18 protein-coding genes and 2 CRISPR repeat arrays are annotated in these 23517 nt (G+C 40.6%); of the genes, 16 read left to right on the forward strand and 2 right to left on the reverse strand.

Going from position 1 to position 23517, the window contains the following annotated elements:
- Positions 1 to 646 precede the first annotated feature (646 nt).
- A complete protein-coding gene (locus tag J8M01_RS06850) occupies positions 647 to 1021 on the reverse strand; it encodes a nuclear transport factor 2 family protein (protein WP_192509408.1) in 375 nt (124 codons plus the stop codon).
- 101 nt (positions 1022 to 1122) lie between these two features.
- On the opposite strand from J8M01_RS06850, the gene J8M01_RS06855 reads away from it, so the two are divergent.
- The 7 genes from J8M01_RS06855 to J8M01_RS06885 all read left to right on the forward strand — a co-directional run bounded on the left by J8M01_RS06855 (position 1123) and on the right by J8M01_RS06885 (position 7872).
- Positions 1123 to 1992 carry a LysR family transcriptional regulator gene (locus tag J8M01_RS06855; protein ID WP_211057477.1) on the forward strand — a complete coding sequence of 290 codons (870 nt, stop codon included), beginning with the start codon at positions 1123 to 1125 and terminating at the stop codon, positions 1990 to 1992.
- Between the two features lie 239 nt (positions 1993 to 2231).
- Entirely contained in the window at positions 2232 to 3038 is an 807-nt protein-coding gene (locus J8M01_RS06860) for a hypothetical protein (protein ID WP_348772723.1), read from the forward strand.
- Positions 3039 to 3190: 152 nt separating this feature from the next.
- Entirely contained in the window at positions 3191 to 3790 is a 600-nt protein-coding gene (locus tag J8M01_RS06865) for a glutathione S-transferase family protein (RefSeq protein ID WP_210998559.1), read from the forward strand.
- Positions 3791 to 4032: 242 nt separating this feature from the next.
- Complete coding sequence (locus tag J8M01_RS06870; protein ID WP_211057478.1) at positions 4033 to 6036, forward strand: methyl-accepting chemotaxis protein; 2004 nt, start codon at positions 4033 to 4035, stop codon at positions 6034 to 6036.
- Between the two features lie 53 nt (positions 6037 to 6089).
- A complete protein-coding gene (locus J8M01_RS06875) occupies positions 6090 to 6449 on the forward strand; it encodes a hypothetical protein (RefSeq protein ID WP_211057479.1) in 360 nt (119 codons plus the stop codon).
- Positions 6450 to 6679: 230 nt separating this feature from the next.
- Positions 6680 to 7543, forward strand: a complete 864-nt coding sequence (locus J8M01_RS06880; RefSeq protein WP_348772724.1) for a GyrI-like domain-containing protein — start codon at positions 6680 to 6682, stop codon at positions 7541 to 7543.
- Positions 7544 to 7731: 188 nt separating this feature from the next.
- Positions 7732 to 7872, forward strand: a complete 141-nt coding sequence (locus tag J8M01_RS06885) for a hypothetical protein (RefSeq protein ID WP_211057480.1) — start codon at positions 7732 to 7734, stop codon at positions 7870 to 7872.
- 204 nt (positions 7873 to 8076) lie between these two features.
- On the opposite strand, the gene J8M01_RS06890 is transcribed toward J8M01_RS06885, so the two are convergent.
- Positions 8077 to 8715 (reverse strand): glutathione S-transferase family protein, encoded by a 639-nt coding sequence (locus J8M01_RS06890; protein WP_211057481.1) that lies wholly within the window; start codon positions 8713 to 8715, stop codon positions 8077 to 8079.
- A 91-nt stretch (positions 8716 to 8806) separates the two neighbouring features.
- On the opposite strand from J8M01_RS06890, the gene J8M01_RS06895 reads away from it, so the two are divergent.
- The 9 genes from J8M01_RS06895 to cas6f all read left to right on the forward strand — a co-directional run bounded on the left by J8M01_RS06895 (position 8807) and on the right by cas6f (position 22313).
- Positions 8807 to 9349, forward strand: coding sequence for a TetR/AcrR family transcriptional regulator (locus J8M01_RS06895; protein WP_211057482.1), 543 nt, complete (start codon positions 8807 to 8809; stop codon positions 9347 to 9349).
- 860 nt (positions 9350 to 10209) lie between these two features.
- Positions 10210 to 11317: a CRISPR direct-repeat array (repeat unit 28 nt; unit sequence GTTCACTGCCGCACAGGCAGCTTAGAAA).
- A gap of 813 nt (positions 11318 to 12130) precedes the next feature.
- Positions 12131 to 12418 (forward strand): hypothetical protein, encoded by a 288-nt coding sequence (locus J8M01_RS06900; RefSeq protein WP_211057483.1) that lies wholly within the window; start codon positions 12131 to 12133, stop codon positions 12416 to 12418.
- 222 nt (positions 12419 to 12640) lie between these two features.
- Positions 12641 to 13471 (forward strand): WYL domain-containing protein, encoded by an 831-nt coding sequence (locus tag J8M01_RS06905; RefSeq protein ID WP_211057484.1) that lies wholly within the window; start codon positions 12641 to 12643, stop codon positions 13469 to 13471.
- A gap of 96 nt (positions 13472 to 13567) precedes the next feature.
- A complete protein-coding gene (cas1f, locus tag J8M01_RS06910) occupies positions 13568 to 14569 on the forward strand; it encodes a type I-F CRISPR-associated endonuclease Cas1f (protein WP_211057485.1) in 1002 nt (333 codons plus the stop codon).
- On the forward strand, positions 14566 to 17928 hold the full coding sequence (gene cas3f / locus J8M01_RS06915; protein ID WP_211057486.1) for a type I-F CRISPR-associated helicase Cas3f: 3363 nt from the start codon (positions 14566 to 14568) through the stop codon (positions 17926 to 17928). The genes cas1f and cas3f overlap by 4 nt, the downstream gene beginning before the upstream one ends.
- Before the next feature lies 1 nt (position 17929).
- Complete coding sequence (gene csy1 / locus J8M01_RS06920) at positions 17930 to 19432, forward strand: type I-F CRISPR-associated protein Csy1 (RefSeq protein WP_211057487.1); 1503 nt, start codon at positions 17930 to 17932, stop codon at positions 19430 to 19432.
- On the forward strand, positions 19429 to 20607 hold the full coding sequence (csy2, locus tag J8M01_RS06925) for a type I-F CRISPR-associated protein Csy2 (protein ID WP_211057488.1): 1179 nt from the start codon (positions 19429 to 19431) through the stop codon (positions 20605 to 20607). The genes csy1 and csy2 overlap by 4 nt, the downstream gene beginning before the upstream one ends.
- Before the next feature lie 28 nt (positions 20608 to 20635).
- A complete protein-coding gene (csy3, locus tag J8M01_RS06930; protein WP_211057489.1) occupies positions 20636 to 21625 on the forward strand; it encodes a type I-F CRISPR-associated protein Csy3 in 990 nt (329 codons plus the stop codon).
- A 7-nt stretch (positions 21626 to 21632) separates the two neighbouring features.
- Positions 21633 to 22313, forward strand: coding sequence for a type I-F CRISPR-associated endoribonuclease Cas6/Csy4 (gene cas6f, locus J8M01_RS06935; RefSeq protein ID WP_211057490.1), 681 nt, complete (start codon positions 21633 to 21635; stop codon positions 22311 to 22313).
- A 146-nt stretch (positions 22314 to 22459) separates the two neighbouring features.
- Positions 22460 to 23508: a CRISPR direct-repeat array (repeat unit 28 nt; unit sequence GTTCACTGCCGCACAGGCAGCTTAGAAA).
- The last annotated feature ends 9 nt before the right edge of the window (positions 23509 to 23517 follow it).

The following is a 23517-nucleotide window of genomic DNA, read 5'->3' on the forward strand; positions in this document are numbered from 1 at the left end:
CCAGTTGTATCAGTTGAAGGCTGTTGCATCCGTTAAAAATTTACACTCCTCTATACTCTTTTTAGAACTCAGTACCTTCACCTTTCTGAATGCATTCAAGGCTTAACGTCTTCGTCTATCTGAATTCAGGGCTAACATCTTTGCCTCCCTGACTTCATTTCAGAGCTTAAGATTTCGTCTCCCTGAATTTATTTCAGGGTCCATGTTTGAATACACGAAACGTAAATGGATCCTGACCTGCGTCAGGAAGACTGATTTGGTGGAAGACTGATTTGGTGGAAGACTGAATAGGAAGACGGCGCATAAGTTAACGGCAGGTGCATCAGTAGAAGGCTGTTGCATCCGTTAAAAACTTACACTTCTCTATACTCTTTTTAGAGCTCAGTACCTTCACCTTTCTGAATGCATTCAAGGCTTAACGTCTTCGTCTATCTGAATTCAGGGCTAACACCTTTGTCTCCCTGACTTCATTTTAGGGCTAACATCTTCGCTTCATTTTAGAGCGTAAGATTTCGTCTCCCTGAATTTATTTCAGGGTCCATGTTTGAATACACGAAACGTAAATGGATCCTGACCTGCGTCAGGAAGACTGATTTGGTGGAACACTGATTAGGAAGAAGGCGTGTAAGTTAACTGCTCATATTTTCTACCGTTCCCCTTGCACCTCAAATTCATCGTATATTAAAACTGCTTTTCCGTTTTTTTGAACTTGCCAATGCTCTTTATGTACAACTCCATACGCTTTGTTCATTTGCCAGTGTGAAGTCAGTAAATAACCATCGGTACCTTCCGGTTGCCAAATGACATCGCTATATTCAACACTATGAAAACCTTGATCAATAATTTGCTGCCATAAAGCTTGTATTTGCTCAGTGCCTTTAAACGTCCCAAATGGTTTTGCAACCATCGTACATTCAGGGTGGTACTGGGCAGCACACCCAGCCGCATCTTGGTTATTAAATGCGGTTTGCCATTGTAAAATACCTGTTTTACAAGCTTCAAATACGGTTTGTGGTGCCATGTTCTATTATCTCTATTGTTTACTTGCGACCAAGTTTAGCGCTATGCTTTGTAAAGAAAAACAAGACTAATAGAAAATACTGTTTAATCTGGTGAAACAATATGAATAAACTACGCCATATGAATTTATTTATGCGCATTGTGGAGGCTGGGTCGATAACTAAAGCTGCTGAGAAGCTAGGGCTCTCTAAATCGGTATTGAGTCAACACTTAAAACAATTAGAAGGTGAGTTAGCAACTACACTGTTAAAGCGCACTACACGTCGGCAATCGTTAACGCCTAGCGGTGAACGATTTTATGCCCACTGTGTGAAAATGCATCAAATTTCAGAACAAGCTTGGGATGAAGTGATGGCGCAACAAATCGAGCCAGCTGGCAAACTCACGATTACCGCCCCACATGCGTTAATGGACTCCCTGGTAGTACCTGCATTAACCAAGACATTTTTAGCGCATCCAAAAGTACGTTTGTCATTGATTTGCCAAGATGAACAGTTGGATCTGATGCATCATGATATTGATTTAGCGATTCGTGTGGGTAGGAGTCAAGACAGTCGCTATAAGCAACGGCTTATTGGCCAATTTTATGATGTGTTATGCAAAGCTAAACATCATACTCCTGATTTAAGTGCTGAGACTTATATTGCGAATCATTGGCAAGGTACTCAGATAAATCATACATTTTATAAAGCTGGTGGGTCATCACAGAAGCTGCAGTTTATGGCAACACATATTACAGACAACATATACCAAACAATATCGCTTATTAGCGCTGGATTTGGCATCGGGATTGTGCCGAATATACTACTACCTCAATATACCCAGTTAGCACCGGTCTACACTGACCAGCACTTAATGGCAACAGATGTGTATACGGTGCATCCATACACAAGTGCCGTGCCTACCACAGTCAAACTTGCTCAAACAGCCATTAAAACTGCTTTTGATGACTTAATGTTCAATATAACGTAATAGTTTGAGATGAAAAATGTGCGAAACATCATAGTTAGAATATACGTATTTGATGTGAGCATTGACAAATAGATACGCGTATTTACGTTTCAAATATAGATACTCTGCTATAATGAACGCAGTTTTTAAAGGAATGATAGAGTTTTATGGTTGTGAGTAAGTGTCATGGATTGTTGCTTTTTTTTATATTAATGTTGTTGAGTGAGAATTGTGAAGCCATTGATACGGTGAGATACAACGTGTCTCATAAATTTGTTGATCCAAAGCAAAGCTATTATGTTGACTTATTACGGTTGGCACTCGAAAAAAGTACGCCTGAATATGGACCATATCAATTAATTGAAAACCCCCTTGAAGATACCCCACAGGCGAGAACATTAGATCTGCTTGCTAAAGCTGATTTAATTGATGTGCATTGGAGCATGACCTCGATTAAACGAGAGCAAAAATTAGGTACCGTTTATATCCCATTGCTAAAGGGCATGATGGGGGCGCGTATTTTTATTATTCATAAAGACTTACAATCAAGGCTAAAGAAACATCAATATGCAACTGCATTGTTGGATTATCGATTCGGCAGTGGTAATGATTGGCCTGACTCAAAGATTTATGCATTTAATAGTTTGACTGTTGAAACCGCTGGGGCGCAGAATTTATTGAAAATGTTAGAACAAAAGCGCTTTGATTTGTTTCCCAGAGCTCTGCATGAGCCTTGGTCTGAAGTGGTTGGCCACCCTAAGCTACAGATCGATAGCCGCTTTGGTTTGTGTTACCCCTCTGCGATGTATTTTTTTGTGAATAAAAATAATCATAGGCTACGCAAGCGCTTAACTGATGGGCTGCACAGGGCAATAAATGACGGCAGTTTCGATCAGCTATTTAGTCATCACCCAATCACAAAAGATGCCCTCAAAAACGGTTATTTCGAAAAACGAAAAGTGTTAAAGCTACGCAACCCAAATATGAGTATTAGAACGCGCGACACTTTACACTCGGGGCGTTATACGTGGCAACCATTAGCCGAATGTGTCAAGCCCTCATTATAAGCATAACGTACATCCCTCTTGTCTTTGTGCTGCTATGACATCAGATAACAGTGTCTTTGTTAAGTAAAGTTCATATTATTACTCTTTGTTTTTAATGGGATCTATTGTTTAATGGTTGATTGTTGTACACCATTAATTATTAAGGGCTTATTATGGAAGATATTAAGTTATATGGACATCCGCTATCTGGGCATACTCATAAAGTGTCATTGTTTTTATCAATACTTCAGCTGGAATATGAATTTGAAATCGTTGACTTAAAGGCTAAGCAGCATCAATCAGACGCATTTTTGAAGTTAAACGCATTTGGCCAAGTACCGGTTTTGAAACATGCAGAACGCGTTATTTGTGATTCTAGCGCTATCTTAGTTTATTTGGCTAAAGTATTTGATAACTCTGGAATTTGGTACCCATCTTCTCCTGTGAAACAAGCGATGATACACAGGTTATTAGCGGTTTCATCTGGTCCGTTAGTGATGGGACCCGCTATGCTAAGGGGCATTAAACAACTGAATAAACCCGGCGATTATGAGCAAGCGGTTGTAGTAACAACGCAGTTATATCAGGGCTTAGAGCGTTTACTTCACTCTCATGATTGGCTGGCTTGCAGTACGCCCACTATTGCAGATATTGCATTGTATAGTTATATTAAATTGGCTGAAGGCGCCTCTGATATTAATGGAAAATTCCCAAGCATACTTAATTGGCAGTCGAAAGTTGAATCTCTCCCTGGCTTTATGGCAGTCCCTTAACTCCTTATTTTAGTTCATCGTTTGCATCAATGAATCATATACCAATCAAAAGCCAACGCTGCGCACGTTAGTTGGCTTTGTTTCGGTAAACAGGTTGGCTGGTGTTTGTTTAAAGCCTGATACAAACTGCACAACTGCATATTATTGTCGCCGTGTTACGTTAACTGACGTTGCCTTTGAAATTCGCAAATTTTGGGATCTTTGCTATACATTGAGTATTACCAATCTGTACGATAAATCATATGAATTTAACTGTTACGTGGCGAATATTTGGTGGCTTCGCGATCGTATTGCTTTTGTCTGTTATTTTGTTTTCTGTATCTATAATGGGCATATCCAATATTGGTAAGGGAATACAAAAAGTATCGACTAAAAGTGTCCCAACTTTAATATCTGGTGCTGCACTGTCAGAAAGTGTTTTGGCAACCGAGCTGAGCTTAATACAGCTATTTGCGACAGAGCGTCGTAGTGTAGCAAATACCATTAAAGCTGATTTCGACAAACGATACGATGAAAACCAAACCAATTTACAAGCACTTGCATTACAGTTAGATAGCCTACCTGAGTTTGCAGAAATACTCTCTAAATTAGAGAAAACCAATGCAGCGCTTTACACCACGTCAATCACCAGCATCACTGACTATTTGGCCATTTTGACCCAAATTGAAAAAACCAATGGGTTGGCACAAGAATTCGGTGATATGGGCGATGAAAGCTTAAGTTTTGCATACGATTTAGAAGGAATGGCAGAGCAAGAGGCGACCATTGACCTCTTAGCGACCTTTGTATCACTTATTGAAAGCACGGTAGATAGTGCCAACTCAGTGCTACGCTCACAGATTGTGTTTGAGGTGCTTGGTGTACAGTCTGAATTACAAGGCAGTGTTAGCGAAATTGATGAGTTATTTAATAAAATACAAATGGCAAGTGAGCTGCAAGGAAGTGATGAACTGGCATCAATGCATCAAAACCTAACGAGCTTTAAAAATGCATTAGTGGGCAGCGATAGCGCTATTAGCTCAAAAGTAAGTGTATTGAAACAACTTGGCAAAGTTAAAAAAGATTTCGATGTTATTAAACAACATGCTAAGGAAACCAGAGAATTAATCGCTGAGCTCAAGAAACAAATAATGACTTATACTGGCTCGATTCAATCACAGGCTGAAAGTACAGTGTCTGATAATCAATTTGTGATCACAATGTTGGCTGGGTTGATCATTGTGTTGTCTATTGCAGTGTCATTTGTAGTGACTCGCTCAATCAAAGTACCGTTAGCTATGTCAATACAACAAATTAAAACCGCAGCAACGGGCGACATGACTGTTCAGTTTGTAAAAGAGCAAGAAGATGAGTTGGGGGAGATGGCGCAAAGCATGCAGCAACTCGTAAATAGTTTGCGTGATACGTTAAATGAAATATCGGATAACTCGCAGTTGTTGGCCAGTACAGCAGAACAAACCAGTGTGATAGCTGATCAAAGCTTTAATAGTGCCAATGAACAAAGTTCACAAATGCACGCAATGAGTACGTCGATCAACGAAATGACAGAAACAGTCGCCTCTGTTGCTGCAAGTGTGCACAGCACGTTAGAAGAAGTTGAAAAAGCCAGTACTGAAGCTGAACAAGGGGAAACCGTGTTACTGAAGAACGTAGAGAGTATTTCAGCGTTGGGTAAAACCATAGAAGGCTCGGCAAACGTGATTCAGCAGCTAAATAACGATACGGTCAGTATTAGTTCGGTATTGGCTGAAATAAAAGGCATTGCAGAACAGACCAATTTATTGGCACTCAATGCTGCAATAGAAGCGGCTAGAGCCGGAGAGCAAGGACGTGGGTTTGCAGTGGTGGCTGATGAGGTGAGGTCATTGGCCAGCCGTACTCAAGAGTCAACACAAGAGATTCAGTCAGCCATTGAAAACTTGATCAGTGGTGCACAGCAGGCCGTTGAGAGTATGACCAGTTCTCAGCAAGCCTCAAGAGAATGCGTCGACGGGATCAATAGCGTGAAGAATATGTTGCAGTCTATTGTGCAAAGTATTCAAACTATCCGTGACATGAGCCAACAAATTGCAGCGGCTTCAGAGCAGCAAACAGTCGCCGCAAACACCCAGTTAGAGAGTGTAAATAGTATACGAGATATTACCAATACAACCACTGAGCAAGCCAAAGATAACCAACAAGCAAGTCTACAGTTAGCCCAAATGGCTGAAACCCAGCGTACTTTATTGACCAGATTTAAAACCTAGTAGCTGAGCAATTAGTTACTTTAATTCGGCTTATTTATTGAGAGGACCGTTATATGAAATTTAAAATTGCGAGTTTATTTATTGCGTTTTTTGCTTATTTTTTTATGGAAGTTGCGATCGCTGGGACGTGTGAAATTCAGTACACAAGAACGTCATGCCCTGGAAAGGAAAAAATAAGTTATAAAAAGTGTAAAGGTAAGCAAAGTTGCTCTAAGTTTAAAGAAGCGGCGAGTGCTGCAGAGTGTGGTGCTATGGCTGTAAAATCATGTAAAAACAAAAGACTAACGATCACTAAAAGTAAAGTGATCAATGCTATTTTTGACGGTGTAAAAATTACAGCAACGAATGGTAACGATGACTTTTGTACCGTGTATGCCAAAGCCAGTGAAGAGTTCAATAAATGTGGTGGCTAAGGTGAACTAATTTTTACGAATTCATAAATGGCCATTGATGTTGCGCTCAATGGCCATTTTTTATGAATGATATAAAGCGGAAGCCGAATTGTGCGGTTTAAAATTGCGGTAAAAAGCGTATTTTGATTCAGGTAATATGGTTTTTTAGGAAAGCGCAACCTTGGTCAAGTATCACTTCTGTTGTTTTGCGATACTTCCCACAGTTTAGGATCAGTTATTGAGTGTACAAAGTGAAGAATAGGGTAGCACCGCACCGAAGTATTCAGCGTGTTTGTGATTATATTGCACAAAACTTAGATATACCTATGAGTATTGAGCACTTAAGTGATGTAGCCGCGTTGTCGAAATATCATTTTCATCGTTTGTTTGTTGCCAACATGCATATTACAGTGAGTAAATATATTCTGTTGGCGAGATTAAAACGTGCCTCGTTTGAGTTGGCATTCGAAACAGATAAGAAAATCCTCGATATCGCGATTAAAGCAGGTTTTGATAGTGCTGAAGCGTTTACAAGGGCCTTTAAACGCACATTCAATCAAACCCCTTCGGGGTTTAGGTGTACACCGCAATGGCCACATTGGCATGGCGTATTTGAGTGTAATATTACGAGTATGCCTGTGGAACAGCTTGATGTTACCGTTGACGTTTTTCCGAAAACGATGATTGCTTTTATTGAGCATAAAGGTGCTGCTGAACGGGTATATGAAACGGCTGGGCAATTTGTGAATTGGAGAAAAACGACTGGGTTATCGCCTATTCGCAGCAGCAAAACATTTGGGATCCCAAATGGAGACCCAAGCACGATGGCGTCTGAAGCATTTCGATTTAAAATATGTGGCACGGTGCTTGAGCCGGTGCCAAATAATGCGTTTGCAGTAAAAAACGCGGAGATCCCCAAAATGCGCTGTGCTAGAGTGCGCCATATTGGCAGCCATGAGACATTAGACAATACAATTAATGCCTTTTATCAGCAGTGGTTTATTGATAGAGATGAGCAGCCAGCTGAACACCCATGCTTTTTTCAATATATCAACTTGATCCATGAAGTGGATGAATGCGATTTGTTGACCGATATTTTTTTACCACTGCGCTAAATGCATAATGGGTGCAGTGGTAAAATGGGACGACTGAAGTTAGGCGTTACAATTTTATTAGTTAACCTTAGGTTTGGGTAAGGGTTTTGGAATAGAAAATATTGTTGTAAACAAACTTACGTACAACCCAATGATGATATTTTGTTCAATATCAGGCGCTTTTATGCAGTAATAGCGGGTTATTACAAATGAAAGCAACGCCGAGAGTGAGAAAAATAGCGTTATTGGACCAATTCGCTTATCCAGAGCTGGGGTTAGGGGCTGTTGATCTTTCAGGTTCGTTTTTGCAGCAGTTTGATTGGCTTTTATACAAGGCAGAGGCTGCGTAGCATGGTTATTCCATGTGAGTCAGCTGATAACACCGTAGAAAAGCCAATCAAGCGCTGCCTACCGGTTCTTTTGAGCACCCCTTTCTCTTTGTTGCTTAATATTCGCTTAGATTACTAGGCCACATATTAAGCGCCGCGATAAAAGCATGCTCAAAGAGAACAAAAATAGAACAGCAAAGATCAACAGCCCCTAGTTACCATCGACTAAAAGGTATGTAAAACCCCTTTACAAAATGGCATAGCATGAATGTGCTTGTAGTATGCGATGACGTTAGGGAACTCAGCCAGTAAGTTTAAATGTGCAGGTAAATGCATATGGTAATCTAACATAGGCAGCGCTATCGCATCCGCTAGTGAGAACTGATTGGCAACTAAATAATGATTATTAGCCAATTGTTTATTGATATTGTGCAAAGTTTGCAAAGCGGCAGGTTGTGCAGCGGTTAATTTAGTCATATCAATTTGGTTATTTGTACCACTGGGGTATTTTATTTCAATAATGTAGTCACTAATAAGTGCACGGAAAGCGTAAATAGATAACATACTGGACCACGCATCTATTTGCCCATAAACCTGAGGGTTACTATGAAAGATACTGGGCCCGCCAAAATGCTCAAGGTAACGTGCAATTGCGTTAGATTCAGGCAAGATATAATCCTCATCGATTAAGATTGGCACTTTTTTATAAGGGTGTAGCTTTGTTAGGGAATCGCTACTGACTTCTAATGCTTTTCCTTCATGCTCAAGACTAAGTTGGTAATCTAATCCTTTGTATTTGCAAATTAACTCAATGCTTTTAACAAAAGTCGAAAACTCCGGGCCAATAATAGTGAGTGTATTCATGGTATTTCCTTTAATGGACTTGATGGTTGACCTCATAATAAAAAGCATGGCAATATGTTCAAGAACATATTCTTAAACTTTTGAGAAAAACATGCCTTGGGATATAAATCATAAACAGAAATCTCGTCAGCGTATTTTAGAAGCTGCCGCCAAATTATTTGTCGAGCAGGGGTTTGATGGTGTTGGCATTGATGAAGTGATGGAAAAAGCCAATATGACCCGAGGTGCTTTTTATAGCCATTTTAAATCTAAATCGCAGTTGTATCATGAAGCGATTCCTGTTGCAGGTTTAGTGGCAAAACAACAGTTAGAAGTTGGTTGCCAAAATTCATTTAAGGCGCTCAAACATAATTATTTATACCAAAGTAATGATGCGCAAAAAACGCAACTGTGCCCCATTGCTTTACTCATTTCTGATATTCGTCATAGAGACCCCGAGATTCGCAAAACATATGAAAAGGTATTTTCTGGTTTTGTCGATTATATAGACAGCCATATGGATGACCGAAAAGGAGCGCTTGTTCAAGCGGCGACTATGATTGGTGCAGTGGCTTTAGCGCAAACATTAACAGATGAAAACTTAAAAGAAGAGCTGTTATCGGCATGTGAATCAGCGGCTCACAATGATATGTAACATGCTCCTTATTGTTTTTCTGAGCTCGCTTCAAGATCGAGCGAAGGCGAATAGTGAGGGTGAATAGTAACAGCTGACAGGGGTTAATTTTATTGTCTTCCTGAACTTGATTCAGGATCTAGTGAGAATGAATAGCAACAGCTGACAGGGATTAATTTTATTGTCTTCCTGAACTTGATTCAGGATCTAGTGAGAATGAATAGCAACAGCTGACAGGAATTAATTTTATTGTTTTCCTGAACTTGATTCAGGATCTAGTGAGGGTGAATAATAACAGCTGACAGGAATTAATTTTATTGTCTTCCTGAACTTGATTCGGGATCTAGTGAGGGTGAATAGTAACAGCTGACAGGAATTAATTTTATTGTCTTCCTGAACTTGATTCAGGATCTACAATATCGAATATGTTTCAACATGGGCCCTGAAACCAGTTCAGGGCGACGAAGGTGGGTGGTTCAGTATATTTACTATCGCACGGCAGCACAGGCAGCTTAGGTGATAAGGGGGCGAAACGCTTTCGTTTCATAGAAGATGCAGCACTTCGATGTGAGGTCATACACCCCGTCTTCCTGACGTAGGTCAGGATCCACAATATCGTATATGTTTCAATATGGACCCTGAAACCAGTTCAGGGCGACGAAGGTGGGTTATGTTTGTGCACTGTAGCAAAGGTAGTTTGATGTGTTTGGGTAAGTTGCAGTTCGTTAGAGGGATAAATACCCTTTAAAAACCCTTTATTTTTCGCTCTTTAAAAAGTAACTATAAAACAGTAAGTTACAATTAGTCGTTTTTTATATGGTTAAAATGGTATTTTGGCCGTAACGACTTGTTGTAACTTATTTTTATGATGATATTCTATTGTTCACTGCCGCACAGGCAGCTTAGAAATTTATACAAAGGTATCCATTGGTATAATTCCGGTTCACTGCCGCACAGGCAGCTTAGAAAGATGGCCGCCGATGGGCTTGGGGATATTGTGGGTTCACTGCCGCACAGGCAGCTTAGAAAAGTACGAGTGCTATATATGTACGGGGGATCTAGTTCACTGCCGCACAGGCAGCTTAGAAATACATCAGCCATGCAACTAATTCACCATATCGGTTCACTGCCGCACAGGCAGCTTAGAAAAATAAGGGTGTGTTTTAGCACGAGCCAATAAGGTTCACTGCCGCACAGGCAGCTTAGAAACCTTAGAGGCCTTTAACTATGTGCGCCAGCAAGTTCACTGCCGCACAGGCAGCTTAGAAAAACGGGCGTGGCACATTAACCATGCCTGGTTCGTTCACTGCCGCACAGGCAGCTTAGAAATTACGACGGTTTTTCATCGTCTGAAGACTTACGTTCACTGCCGCACAGGCAGCTTAGAAAGTAAACCGCAGACGGCTGGATTTCACTTTGTCGTTCACTGCCGCACAGGCAGCTTAGAAAATTTTGTCAATATACATCTCCACAATTAACTAGTTCACTGCCGCACAGGCAGCTTAGAAAATTGTCGAGTGATCTTAAAGCGCTTTACCAGCGTTCACTGCCGCACAGGCAGCTTAGAAAATTGGTGCTGGGTGAAGACTTTGAAGTTAACTGTTCACTGCCGTACAGGCAGCTTAGAAAAGTGGGGCCGACATATGACCGCATACACTTTAGTTCACTGCCGCACAGGCAGCTTAGAAAGATCGGCGCTTGCAACAAAGCAAGCGCTACAGGTTCACTGCCGCACAGGCAGCTTAGAAATAACGAGAAACCAATAGCGGGTGAACATTGCCGTTCACTGCCGCACAGGCAGCTTAGAAAAGCATTGAGGATTGGTAAAGCAAAAGGTGTGTGTTCACTGCCGCACAGGCAGCTTAGAAATGAATTTAACGACCCGTCAGGTGCATTAGTAAGTTCACTGCCGCACAGGCAGCTTAGAAATGACAGGTCCGTCAACGTGATTATAATTTGGTGTTCACTGCCGCACAGGCAGCTTAGGTGATGAGGGGGCGAAACGCTTTCGCAGCACGAAGAAGTGAGGTCATGGATGACCGATGTGACCCAGCTCCATGGATGGATTGTTTACCTTAAGTGGCAACTTTATGGACCCTGAAACCAGTTCAGGGCGACGAAGGTGGGTATTTACTATCGCACTGCCGCATAGGTGATAAGGGGCCGAAACGCTTTCGTTTCATAGAAGGTGCAGCACTTTGATGTAAGATCATACACACCCCGTCTTCCTGACGCAGGTCAGGATCCACAATATCGAATATGTTTCAACATGGACCCTGAAACCAGTTCAGGGCGACGAAGGTGGGTATTTACTATCGCACTGCCGCATAGGCAATAAGGGGACGAAACGCTTTCGTTTCATAGGTGACGCAGCACTTCGATGTGAGGTGATACACATCCTGTCTTCCTGACGCAGGTCAGGATCTACAATATCGAATATGTTTCAACATGGGCCCTGAAACCAGTTCAGGGCGACGAAGTTGGGGGATTCGGTATATTTACTATCGCACTGCCGCACAGACAGCTTAGGTGATAAGGGGGCGAAACGCTTTCGTTTCATAGGTGGCACAGCACTTTGATGTAAGATCATACACACCCCGTCTTCCTGACGCAGGTCAGGATCTACAATATCGAATATGTTTCAACATGGGCCCTGAAACCAGTTCAGGGCGACGAAGGTGGGGGAAGGGCGACAGGGTTGTGGAATGTTGCACCGGCAACTTTGTCTAAGCTCGTTGCTGATAAAAAATGACGGCAGCTCGATAAACCGCAATTGCACAATTACAAGATGACCAAGGCACTTTGTGGCAAAGCAAGCTAGATACACGACAGCAAAAACATAAAGCCAATTTAAAGGCAAAGTTTGAAAAACTTAAGAACGCGGTTTACTTCGTGGAAGACACAAAACCTCAAGAAGTGAAGTTAGCTGAGGCTGAGCTGAAAATCGTATTGCAAACACTAAAGTTGTTTAGCGACAGAGTGCAATTCAATTTAGCGTTGTTACACAATGCAGATGTCGATTTGCAAGACGATAAAGCGCTATTAAAAATATATGCTCATCTACATGATGCGATCCCTGAATCACTGTAGTGCAGTTGCTTTTAACTTGCTTTAAATTTGAGTACTTCCTTGAGTTAGCGAGGAAGTACTCGGACTGTATGTTACTGAAAAAATCTTATTATGTGTCGCTGATTTTCAACTTATGCTTTAACGGTCGCAGGTTTAAGAAAATAATGTATTTTGTCGTAAATCAATGTCCCTCTACTTTTATTCTGATACATTAACTTAACAATAATTTCACCAAAGTGATTTATGCAGGCTAAGGAAGAGCAGTATTTTAGGTATATTGAGGCGGTTTTGTTTTGGCACGGGGAAATTCAAACCGGTGTATTTCAAGATAAATTTAAACTTTCAAGACCGAGTGCTAGAAGGTATTTAAATGACTTCATTGAACGCCACGATATTGCTGCGCGTTATGATGAATCAGAAAAAGCCTATGTATTGGCAACCCCCTTTACACCGAATTATATTTCTCAAGACTTTTCTGAATATGTGCATTTGATTGGTGAGCAGTATGTGCACCAACTCAGTGCCTCACCGATCAGCGCTCTGGCTTTACCTCATCGCAAACTTAACCCCACCATTATACGGCCCATTTTAAATGCTTGCCGTCGGCAAAGTGTGCTCGATATCCGCTATCAATCTATAAAAGAGGGCGGAGAAACTGAGCGGATTATACGCCCACACACACTGGTAAATTCGGGCCTGCGTTATCACTTAAGAGCCTATTGTGAAGACGCAAAAGGGTTTAGAGATTTTTCACTGTCTCGCATCTTAGCTGCGTGCCCTGAATTTAAATGCAAGGCACAAAAATACAAACAGGACGATGATGCTTGGCAACGCGAAGTTATATTGACCATTATGCCAGACCCTCGGCTCAGTGATTACGCACAACAGGTGGTAGCGCACGACTTTGATATGCAAAATCATAAAAAACGCCTTACGAGCAACGCGGCACTTATTAATTATTTGATCAGTATTTTACGTTTAGATGTTCAACACCCAAACCCTGAAGCACAGCAAATTGTGATGGAGCCCACCTGTTATAGCGAGTTAAGAGCACTAGGATTGTTATGGAATTAACGAACCTATAAAAAAATTAACTGGTCAAAAGAGCAGCATTGTGGGTGCAGCGTTGTGCCTGTAAATTAGTGAAAAGCCCAAAGGAGAGGGAAAGTAATGGACGATTTTAGCCCGTCAGATTTAAAAACTATTTTGCATTCGAAGCGCGCCAACATGTATTACCTCGAATATTGCCGAGTAATGCAAAAAGACGGCCGAGTGCTGTATTTAACGGAATCACTTTCAAGTAAAGGGAATGAAAATCAGTATTTTAATATTCCCATTGCTAACACCACAGTAGTGCTGCTAGGTAATGGCACATCCATCACCCAAGCGGCAATGCGCATGCTTGCTCAAGCAGGGGTATTAGTCGGGTTTAGTGGCGGTGGTGGTACACCCTTACATATGGCCTGTGAAGTTGAGTGGTTTACGCCACAAAGTGAATATCGGCCCACAGAATACTTACATGGTTGGATGCAGTTTTGGTTTGATGATGATAAGCGCTTAGCGACTGCAAAGCAGTTTCAACAAGCGCGCATTACGTATTTACAAACCGTATGGCAAAAAGATCGAGATTTAAAAGGCGAGGGGTTCGATTTTAACAGCGCACAAATACAAACCGCCCTCGACACGTTTCATACCAGAACCGATGCCGCTAAAAAGCAATCTGATTTATTGCTTACAGAAGCCCAGTTAACCAAAGTGCTTTATAAATACGCGGCGAATAATACCCATGCACAGGGGTTTACCCGTCAACATCAACCTGGCAATAACAGCACCAGTAAAGCCAATGACTTTCTAAATCATGGTAATTACTTGGCTTATGGCCTAGCGGCAAGTTGCTTGTGGGTGCTCGGTATACCGCATGGCTTTGCGGTTATGCATGGAAAAACCCGCAGGGGAGCTTTGGTATTCGATGTAGCTGACTTAATTAAAGATGCTGTCGTTTTACCTTGGGCTTTTGTATGTGCTAAAGAAAACGCCACAGAGCAAGAATTTCGCCAGCAAGTATTGCAAGCATTTACCGATCATAAATCGTTAGATTTTATGTTTGATACCGTTAAGCAAGTTGCACTACAAACATACACCACAGAACACATTGAGGCCAACCAATTATGATGGTGACGTTTGTATCACAGTGTGAAAAAAACGCGTTAAAAAAGACCCGACGCGTGCTCGACGCATTCGCTAACCGAATTGGTGACAACACATGGCAAACCTTGATCACAGAAGACGGTCTCTTAACGGTTAAAAAAATGCTGCGCAAAACAGCCAGCCGCAGCACTGCGGTGAGCTGTCATTGGCTAAGGTCTCGTTCGAGAAGCCAGTTGCTGTGGGTGGTGGGGAACAGGTCTAAATTTAATTTAGAAGGTGTGGTGCCGGTTAATTATACTCATGCTGATACCTCTGATTATTATGATTCTCATTATTGGAAAACATTTACTGAGATTAAACACGCAGCAGCAATAGCAGGTTTATTTCATGATTTTGGTAAAGCCAATGTGCTGTTTCAAAACAAACTAAAAGGAAAGTCGAAGCTTTCTCATGAGCCATTTCGCCACGAGTGGGTTTCACTAAGAATGTTTCAAGCGTTTGTCGGCGAGAAAAAAGATATTCAGTGGATAAATGCCTTAGTTCAACCAAATAAAAGGGATTTTGAAAGTTTTATTAGAGACGGCATTGATAAAGACAAAGAGCATAGTAACCCTTTAATGGAGTTATCTGGTTTTGCTCGATTAGTTGGCTGGTTGATCCTTTCTCACCATAAGTTACCTATCTCTATAAAAAACGCTCCATTTTCGGAAACCGATTACTGGCAAGAAAAGAACTTTTCCGCTTTATGGAACTCGCCTAAGTCAGCCAATGATGATGAGCAAGAAAGGTGGCAAGATAATTGGGCTTTAACAGAACATGGTAGCCCTGTTAATAGTTTCCATTGGTGTTCTAAAGCCTGTTTCGTAGCATCAGCAGCTAAAGCGCAATTAAATTTCAATCAAGATAAAAATTGGCTAAATGATGATGCTTTTACTACCCACCTAGCTCGGCTTTGTTTAATGCTGGCTGATCATACTTATTCTGCCAAACCTGTTGATGATATACGTCTGGATTGGCGTAGTGAAAATTATCCTGTTATTGCCAATACGGAAAAAAACAAGCAGGGAGAAAAAGTAACTAAGCAACAACTTGATGAGCATTTGATTGGCGTTGCCCATTATGCTGCAAAAATCGCAGATGGCTTATTAAAACTAAACAGTGATTTACCACAATTAGAGCAGAGTAACGCATTAACGTCGAAAGTTGATGAAGAGTATAAAGAGAACTTTGGTTGGCAAGATGATGCCAGAAAACTGGCTAAATCTTTAGGAAAAGAGACTAAAAAACATGGTTTTTTCGGCATTAATATGGCATCAACAGGCAAAGGTAAAACGTTAGCCAATGCCAAAATAATGTTTGCCGTAGGTCAAGGAAGTGGCCGAACGCGCTTTAATGTTGCTTTAGGTTTAAGATCGTTAACATTACAAACGGGTAAAGAGTATCGAAAAGAGCTAGAACTAACGGATGAAGAATTAGCAATCTTGGTTGGTGGTTCGGCGGTAAGTCAACTGTTCGAAATGAACGAAAAGGACGAAAGTAAGGTCACCATCAAGGAGCAACCAGATCTTGAAGGTAAAGGTAGTGAGTCAGAACAAGATTTATTAGATAAAGACTTACATATCGATTATAAATATGCGGGCCAACATCATAGCTTATCACGGTGGACAAAGCATAATGATAAGATAGAAAAGCTACTTAATGCGCCGCTGCTTGTCTGCACTATAGATCATCTAATGCCGGCATGTGAGGGTATTAGAGGTGGCCAACAAATCCCAGCCAGCTTAAGGTTATTAACCTCTGATTTAATACTTGATGAACCTGATGATTTTGGCCTAAAAGACTTACCTGCATTAACTCGGCTTGTATATTGGAGTGGTATGTTAGGTAGTCGTGTACTGCTTTCTACAGCGACTATGCCACAAGCATTAGCTAATGCATTGTTTCGAGCCTATAAAAAAGGTTGGCAGCAATTTGCTAACGCTAATATTGATAACTTTAATGGTGAAATAAGTTGTGCTTGGTTTGATGAGTTTAAAGTTAAAAGTGAGCTAATAGCTGATGATAGTAACTTTAGGCAAGCGCATAGCAAGTTTGTATCAAAGCGCATTCAATTATTAGCTAAGGAAATACAGCCTAATCGTCTTGGCTATATTTTGGATGTCATCAAGCAAGAGAACCAAGACTGTATTTATCAACGCTACGCAAAAACAATTCATCAAGGTGTTTTAAAGTTACATGATGAACATGCTAATGATTATCATGGAATAAGCTTTTCTATTGGTTTAGTGCGCATGGCTAATATTAACCCTCAGATAGCGGTTGCCAAAGCATTATTAGAACTTACTAGCCCTAGCAATATCTGTATCCATTATTGTGTTTATCATTCTGCTTATCCTCTTGCTATTCGTTCTCACTTAGAGCTACAGCTTGATGTTTGCCTTAAACGCAATGCTAAAGACAGGTCATGGCCACCAAAGGAGCTAACTGATAAGTTAAAGCAATACCCAAACAAACATCATATTTTTGTGGTGCTTGCATCTCCGGTAGCAGAAGTAGGGCGAGATCATGACTATGACTGGGCAATAGTTGAACCAAGCTCGATGCGCTCGATTGTACAATTAGCTGGTCGCATTTTGAGGCATCGAAGCCTGCTACCATCTAAGCCTAATATTTTTCTCTTAAGTCATAATATCAAAGCATTAAAACAAGAGAAAATTTGCTTTGAAAAGCCAGGTTATGAATCTGAAAAAATTAGTCTTATTAGTCATGACCTTAATAGCGTACTGAGTGGAGACCAGTATGAAAAAGTCGATGCAACTCACAGTATTTCACTAAAAACGCCTTATAAAAGAGACAGAAGTGGCAAATTTTTCAATTTAGTTGAATTGGAATATGCAGCGCTGCAATACCAGTTGTTTGAATTGAAGGATAAGCAAGATAAAAACCAAAAAGCCGCATCGGCTTGGTGGGACTATTCACCTCATTGGTGTGGCGAGATACAAAAACAACAACGATTTAGGCAATCACAAAAAGATGAGGCTTATTACTTATTTGTTGATGAAGCTGGTGAACACCGCTGGCAATGGAAAAATGAAGACGCTTACCCAAATGAGTTTACGCCAGAGCTAAACGCTATAGACATAGATAAGATTGAAAATCTGACAATCACCAATGGCAATCAATTTTGGTTTGATTTAAAGCCATATCCAATTTATCAACAGTTAGCTGACTATTTTCAAATAGATTTAGAGCAAGCCACTAAGCGTTTTGCTGAGCTTAGAGTGGTTCTGTATCAATTTAATCCAGCGAAGACCTACCAATATCATTATCACGAAAATTTAGGCTTACACCAATTACCGAATAAAAAAACAAGAGACCGTTAATATGAATGAAAACGAACAAAGCAGGCCATGGTCTGCATTGATAAAAGAGTATATAGATAGCACGGGAGAACAAAATAAGCTGGCGGAGTACCGGCAATTACTGCTTGCTGATTTTTATAAATCACAATTACTCACCGCCAAAGCGCCAGTGGAGCAAGATTTAAAAGCGTTTAACAAGGCTTATAAGGCGGTTGAGAAAATCAAAATTACAGCCAAAGAGTGTGATAAATTATCGTTAAGTTATACCGATTTTATTAGTAAGACTTGGATAAAAGGAAGTGCAGAGCAATTAGCGAAATTACAAGAAAAATCTTGCTTTTATAATATTTGGATTTGTAAAGTATTAATGCAAGGTGATGGTGTATTTCCTGCCACTCATATTGCCAAATTAACTCATTCAAGCAGTTGCGCATCATCAATATTTGATCGTATTTCTGTACGAGATGATAGCTATCTTACCACCTCGTCATTGCAGTCGCCTGTTATTGATGGCGCTTACCCTAATGGTGCACTTTCAAAAAATGTGAAGTTTTTAATGCTCGACAATAGTGGCTTACTAAGTGAAGAAATTTACCAAGGTAATAGTGAGCCATTATCGTCTTTTGCCGATGATGAGCAAGAGTTAGCGTCGTGGATGGCTGGTTTTAATGCCATTTTCAATGTTCCCCTTAAAAGTGATAGTTTAGCCAAACAAGTTTATTTTCCTGTTGATGACGGTTATCACTTACTGACTCTGCTCACATCGTCAGCCACTTGCCAAGCTATTTATGACAGGTGTTTTTCGAAAGATGTAAAAAAGCAGCAGGAAAAAGACGGCAAAGCAGTCAAGGCGCAAACTTATAGTGACCATACTTATGTACGAACATCGAATACGGCGAAAATTGCTACGGTAGCTAGTCAGCCTCAAAATGTATCGGTACTAAATGGCAAACGAGCAGGAAAAGTTCATTTATTTTCTTCACAGCCCCCTGTGTGGCAGTCACAGTTAAAAGCACCATTAACTAAAACCTCGTATTTTGATGATTTATACCCCTCTAGAGCAAGTCAGGTAAATATTGAATTTATCAGAGACTTTATAATTAGATTTAATGACTTATCACTGAGTATTAAAGATCCAAAACGTAAACAATGGTTAGAAAAGTGGGTGCAAAGTGTTTTTGACGAAATACTTGATCGCGTTTCTTATCTTCATGCTTTACCTGCTGGTTGGTCGGCAAAAAGTGAGTTAACCGATGAATACCAGTGTTTTTTAGATCCTTATAGACAAGATCAAGCCTTTCAAGCAAAGCGAAAAACCATCGATTGGCAAACTGTAGTGCGCAGAGATTTCGCTAGGTGGTTAAACCGCTGGTTAGTAGGCAAAGACAAAACCTTTACTGCCACAACTGCTCATAGAAAACTTTGGCAATCTTTTGTTGAACAAAAATTAAGAAAGTTTGAATCACAGGTTCAAGTTACTCAAGCGCAGATAGCTCAAAACATGGCGGAGGAGGCATTACGATGACGCAATATATATTACTCAATCATATTCAAGTGCAAAACGCCAATGCCGTTGCTGGTTTTACATGGGGGTTTCCTGCGATCACTCACTTTTTGGGCTTTACCCATAACTTATCGAGAAAGCTTGCTAACAACACTGGTTTTGATGATATCTCATTAGGTGGCTGCGCGATAATCGCTCATCAACACCAAGTGCATACTTATCAAGCTTCAAGAGACATCGAGTTTTTGCAAAGTAAAAACCCACCTTATATGCATGGCACCGCTGCGGCAAAACTAGGTGATGCGCCGCCTATTATTGAAGAAGGTAAAATGAACCTGACCGTTTCTTTACTGATAGCCTATGATGGCAATGTCGGAAACAGAGAAACTAGCTTTACCAATTGGCTAAAAGCGATTTGTTGCCGGCAGCGCCTTGCTGGTGGTTCGATCGTAAGTATAAAAGATATTTCATTAAAGACTGTTGAAAGTGAGCAAGATGTTATAAGGCTTAATCACCTATTACTACCGGGTTTTATATTATTCGATAAAAGTGAGTATTTAGCTGAGTACCATAGCGAGTTATTAACTCAAAATACTGACTCAGAACTGCTTGATGCTTGGTTAGATTTTTCTCGATTAAAGCAGCGCGCACGGCCTAAATCGAACTTGATTGGTAAACACCTGTTGGATTTATTGCATCAAGACTCAAGTAACGAAATTGTCAATCAGCTGTTTGAAGTTTGGCAAGAGCATCTTAAACAAGACGTTTTTAGCTCAGAGCATATTCCACAGCAATTAATCGAATACTTTGCAGGTTTACCTGTGGGTAAACATAACAAAAAGTTGTTACAGCAATGGCAACACTATTGTGAGCCAAGTAATAAAACCCCCGCAGATTGGAACTACGTAAAACGTAAACATACTGGGTACTTAGTACCAATTATGACTGGCTACAAGGCTATTTCAGCCAAGCAAGAAAATAATCAAGTCGCTAACACGCGCGACAGTGAAACTGATGTTTGTTTTGTCGAAGCTACACATGGCATAGGGCTGTGGTGCGGTATACATAAAGTCAATTCGCCAGAAGTGTTAGAAAAGAGCTTATGGCAATACAGCTATGACGAGGGTAACCCTCACTGGTACTTGTGCAAACAAGGGTTAGAGACAGACACGCCTATCGAATTCGAAGATTTTTAAATTATCACTATTATTTTTAGGAACCATTATGTCAATAGAAACCAAAATAGAACTACCAAGCCTACTTTCATTTGAACGTAAATTAGAAGTATCGGATGCATTAATGTTTTCAGGCACTTGGCAAGGAAACTTTAATGAGGTCTCAGCTGAGTGGCCGAAAATTGCAATATCACAAAGGCAAAACCGTTCAACCCAAAGTGCGCATGGCATTAGTGATGATGATAAAACTAAGCCAAATCCTGCTTCATCAGATAGTGATGATGCTAATTTACCTTTAAATGCGGATACATTAAAAGTCAGCTTTTCACTTCGAGTGGTGGGTGATTTAGGTAAGCCGTTTGCTTGTAATGCGCCTGAATTTGAATCATCCATTTTTAATAAAGTTGATGAGTTTAAATCCAGCGATGGTTTGAATGCACTGGCTTTTCGTTATGCCTACAATATTGCCAATGGTCGCTTTTTATGGCGAAACCGTGTAGGAGCCGAAGCAATATCAATTCATGTGGAAATCGCAGAGTTTGATCAAGCACTTATATTTGATGCTTATGATTTTTCATTAAAAAACTTTGAAAAAGAAGCTAATAATCAAGCATTAGCGACATTAACCGAAGCGATAGCAAAAGGGTTAGCAGGCGATGATGAAAGCTTTGCTCTGATTAAAGTAAATGCCTACGTCAAATTAGGTAATGGTCAGCATGTTTTTCCATCACAAGAAATGAATATGAACGAAAAACGTAAAGTATTGTTTAAGCTAGATGATTGCGCAGCCATTCATAATGTAAAAGTTGGTAATGCACTACGTACTATTGATAACTGGTATGGCAAAAGCAATCAGCCAATAGCTATTGAGCCTTTTGGCTCAGTTACCCAACGCGGTGAAGCATACAGGAAAAGTAAAATTGATTTGTACACATTAATGGTTAAATGGGTACGTGATGAAAACTTAACCTTAGATGAGCAAGCTTACGTTACAGCTAATTTAATTCGTGGTGGTGTATTTAGCCGCTCAAGTAAATAGGTGGGCTATGAAATATTACCTCGATATTACTTTATTGCCAGATGCTGAAACTAACCTTGGTTTTTTGTGGCACAAGGTTTATCAACAAATACATATCATGTTGGTTGAACATAAAATCAGTGATAAAGATTCTGAGATTGCTTTGTCATTTCCAAAATACCGCCATTTAGGCTCATCAGATAAAGGTAGTAAAGTATTTCCATTAGGAAATAAGCTGAGAATGTTCGCACAAACATATGAGAAATTAGATGGCCTAAAGATAGCACAGTGGTTAAATCGTTTAGATGATTATGTCCATATCAAGGCTATAAAAGAAGTACCTAATGATGTAATAGAGTATGCCTACTTTAAGCGTAAGAACTTTAAGTCACCGGCAAAACTAATGAAAGAAATAGATTCGCGAGCAGCAAAAATTGCCGCCAAGAATGGTTTTGATTTGGTAAAAGTTAAAGAACGTTTAATGGTATCTATAGCAAAGCTTGAAGAGCGTTCAACTTTACCTTATATCAACTTACGTAGTCTTTCATCTGATAAATTACTCAGTGCAGAAGATCGAAAAAAGTTTTTGTTGTTTATTGAATGCGAAATTGTCACACAACCACTTAATCAAATAGGTTTATTTACATGTCATGGCTTAAGCCGCCGTTCTGAAGAGGAGCAATCGGCAGTGCCTTGGTTTGAAGGGTAATAATACCCTTTAAAAACCCTTTATTTTTCGCCCTTTAAAAAGTAATTATAAAACAGTAAGTTACAGTTGAGCGTTTTTTATATGGTTAAAATGGTATTTTGGCCGTAACGACTTGTTGTAACTTATTTTTATGATGATATTCTATTGTTCACTGCCGCACAGGCAGCTTAGAAATATCTGTTAAGTAATGACAAAATCCTACATTTGTTCACTGCCGCACAGGCAGCTTAGAAATTTGCCATGACTCGCCACTTTTACGCGCGTGAGTTCACTGCCGCACAGGCAGCTTAGAAACCTAAGATACAGCCAATAACAAAAGCTAAAGGGTTCACTGCCGCACAGGCAGCTTAGAAATAATGTTGACGCTTCTGGGTTGATCGCACTCAGTTCACTGCCGCACAGGCAGCTTAGAAAACGTATAACGAAGATGACTTAACCATACTTGCGTTCACTGCCGCACAGGCAGCTTAGAAATCATTTGGATAGTTGCCTACCAGCACTTGAGTGTTCACTGCCGCACAGGCAGCTTAGAAAATATCATATTCGATAGCAGCATCGATAAGTATGTTCACTGCCGCACAGGCAGCTTAGAAATTGATTCAGCTCTGTATTCATCACAACAGAGCGTTCACTGCCGCACAGGCAGCTTAGAAAATGGCAAGGCAGCGGGCACACAGGCGTTTCGAGTTCACTGCCGCACAGGCAGCTTAGAAAAATGACTGAGGTGGATGCTACTTGTATTGGGCGTTCACTGCCGCACAGGCAGCTTAGAAACAAACAAATTAAGCGCCGACTCAGCTGCAAGAGTTCACTGCCGCACAGGCAGCTTAGAAACTTCTGAATTAGGAATGACTGTCGGTGAAATAGTTCACTGCCGCACAGGCAGCTTAGAAATTCCGAAAGTTGAAAGTTCTCGGGGCATTGCAGTTCACTGCCGCACAGGCAGCTTAGAAAGTCTCAGAAACGGATTAGAAGGTCGTATGGAAGTTCACTGCCGCACAGGCAGCTTAGAAATATTGAGAATAAACATTCATTGACCGTTGATATGTTCACTGCCGCACAGGCAGCTTAGAAAATCGCTACTCACATACTGCAACCCATCTTTAAGTTCACTGCCGCACAGGCAGCTTAGAAACAAACCAATGAGCTGCCGCTTAGCAAAGTATCGTTCACTGCCGCACAGGCAGCTTAGGTGATGAGTGAC

It is taken from the genome of Pseudoalteromonas sp. MMG005, assembly GCF_018101015.1.
GTDB classification, from domain to species: domain Bacteria; phylum Pseudomonadota; class Gammaproteobacteria; order Enterobacterales; family Alteromonadaceae; genus Pseudoalteromonas; species Pseudoalteromonas aurantia.

Bases quoted from the DNA above. Each gene is read 5' to 3' on its own strand.
- J8M01_RS06895 (WP_211057482.1), top strand. From the start codon at position 8,807: ATGCCTTGGGATATAAATCATAAACAGAAATCTCGTCAGCGTATTTTA.
- J8M01_RS06850 (WP_192509408.1), bottom strand. From the start codon at position 1,021: ATGGCACCACAAACCGTATTTGAAGCTTGTAAAACAGGTATTTTACAA.
- cas6f (WP_211057490.1), top strand. From the start codon at position 21,633: ATGAAATATTACCTCGATATTACTTTATTGCCAGATGCTGAAACTAAC.
- csy2 (WP_211057488.1), top strand. From the start codon at position 19,429: ATGACGCAATATATATTACTCAATCATATTCAAGTGCAAAACGCCAAT.
- J8M01_RS06855 (WP_211057477.1), top strand. From the start codon at position 1,123: ATGAATAAACTACGCCATATGAATTTATTTATGCGCATTGTGGAGGCT.
- J8M01_RS06890 (WP_211057481.1), bottom strand. From the start codon at position 8,715: ATGAATACACTCACTATTATTGGCCCGGAGTTTTCGACTTTTGTTAAA.
- cas3f (WP_211057486.1), top strand. From the start codon at position 14,566: ATGATGGTGACGTTTGTATCACAGTGTGAAAAAAACGCGTTAAAAAAG.
- cas1f (WP_211057485.1), top strand. From the start codon at position 13,568: ATGGACGATTTTAGCCCGTCAGATTTAAAAACTATTTTGCATTCGAAG.
- csy3 (WP_211057489.1), top strand. From the start codon at position 20,636: ATGTCAATAGAAACCAAAATAGAACTACCAAGCCTACTTTCATTTGAA.
- csy1 (WP_211057487.1), top strand. From the start codon at position 17,930: ATGAATGAAAACGAACAAAGCAGGCCATGGTCTGCATTGATAAAAGAG.
- J8M01_RS06865 (WP_210998559.1), top strand. From the start codon at position 3,191: ATGGAAGATATTAAGTTATATGGACATCCGCTATCTGGGCATACTCAT.
- J8M01_RS06875 (WP_211057479.1), top strand. From the start codon at position 6,090: ATGAAATTTAAAATTGCGAGTTTATTTATTGCGTTTTTTGCTTATTTT.
- J8M01_RS06885 (WP_211057480.1), top strand. From the start codon at position 7,732: ATGAAAGCAACGCCGAGAGTGAGAAAAATAGCGTTATTGGACCAATTC.
- J8M01_RS06870 (WP_211057478.1), top strand. From the start codon at position 4,033: ATGAATTTAACTGTTACGTGGCGAATATTTGGTGGCTTCGCGATCGTA.
- J8M01_RS06905 (WP_211057484.1), top strand. From the start codon at position 12,641: ATGCAGGCTAAGGAAGAGCAGTATTTTAGGTATATTGAGGCGGTTTTG.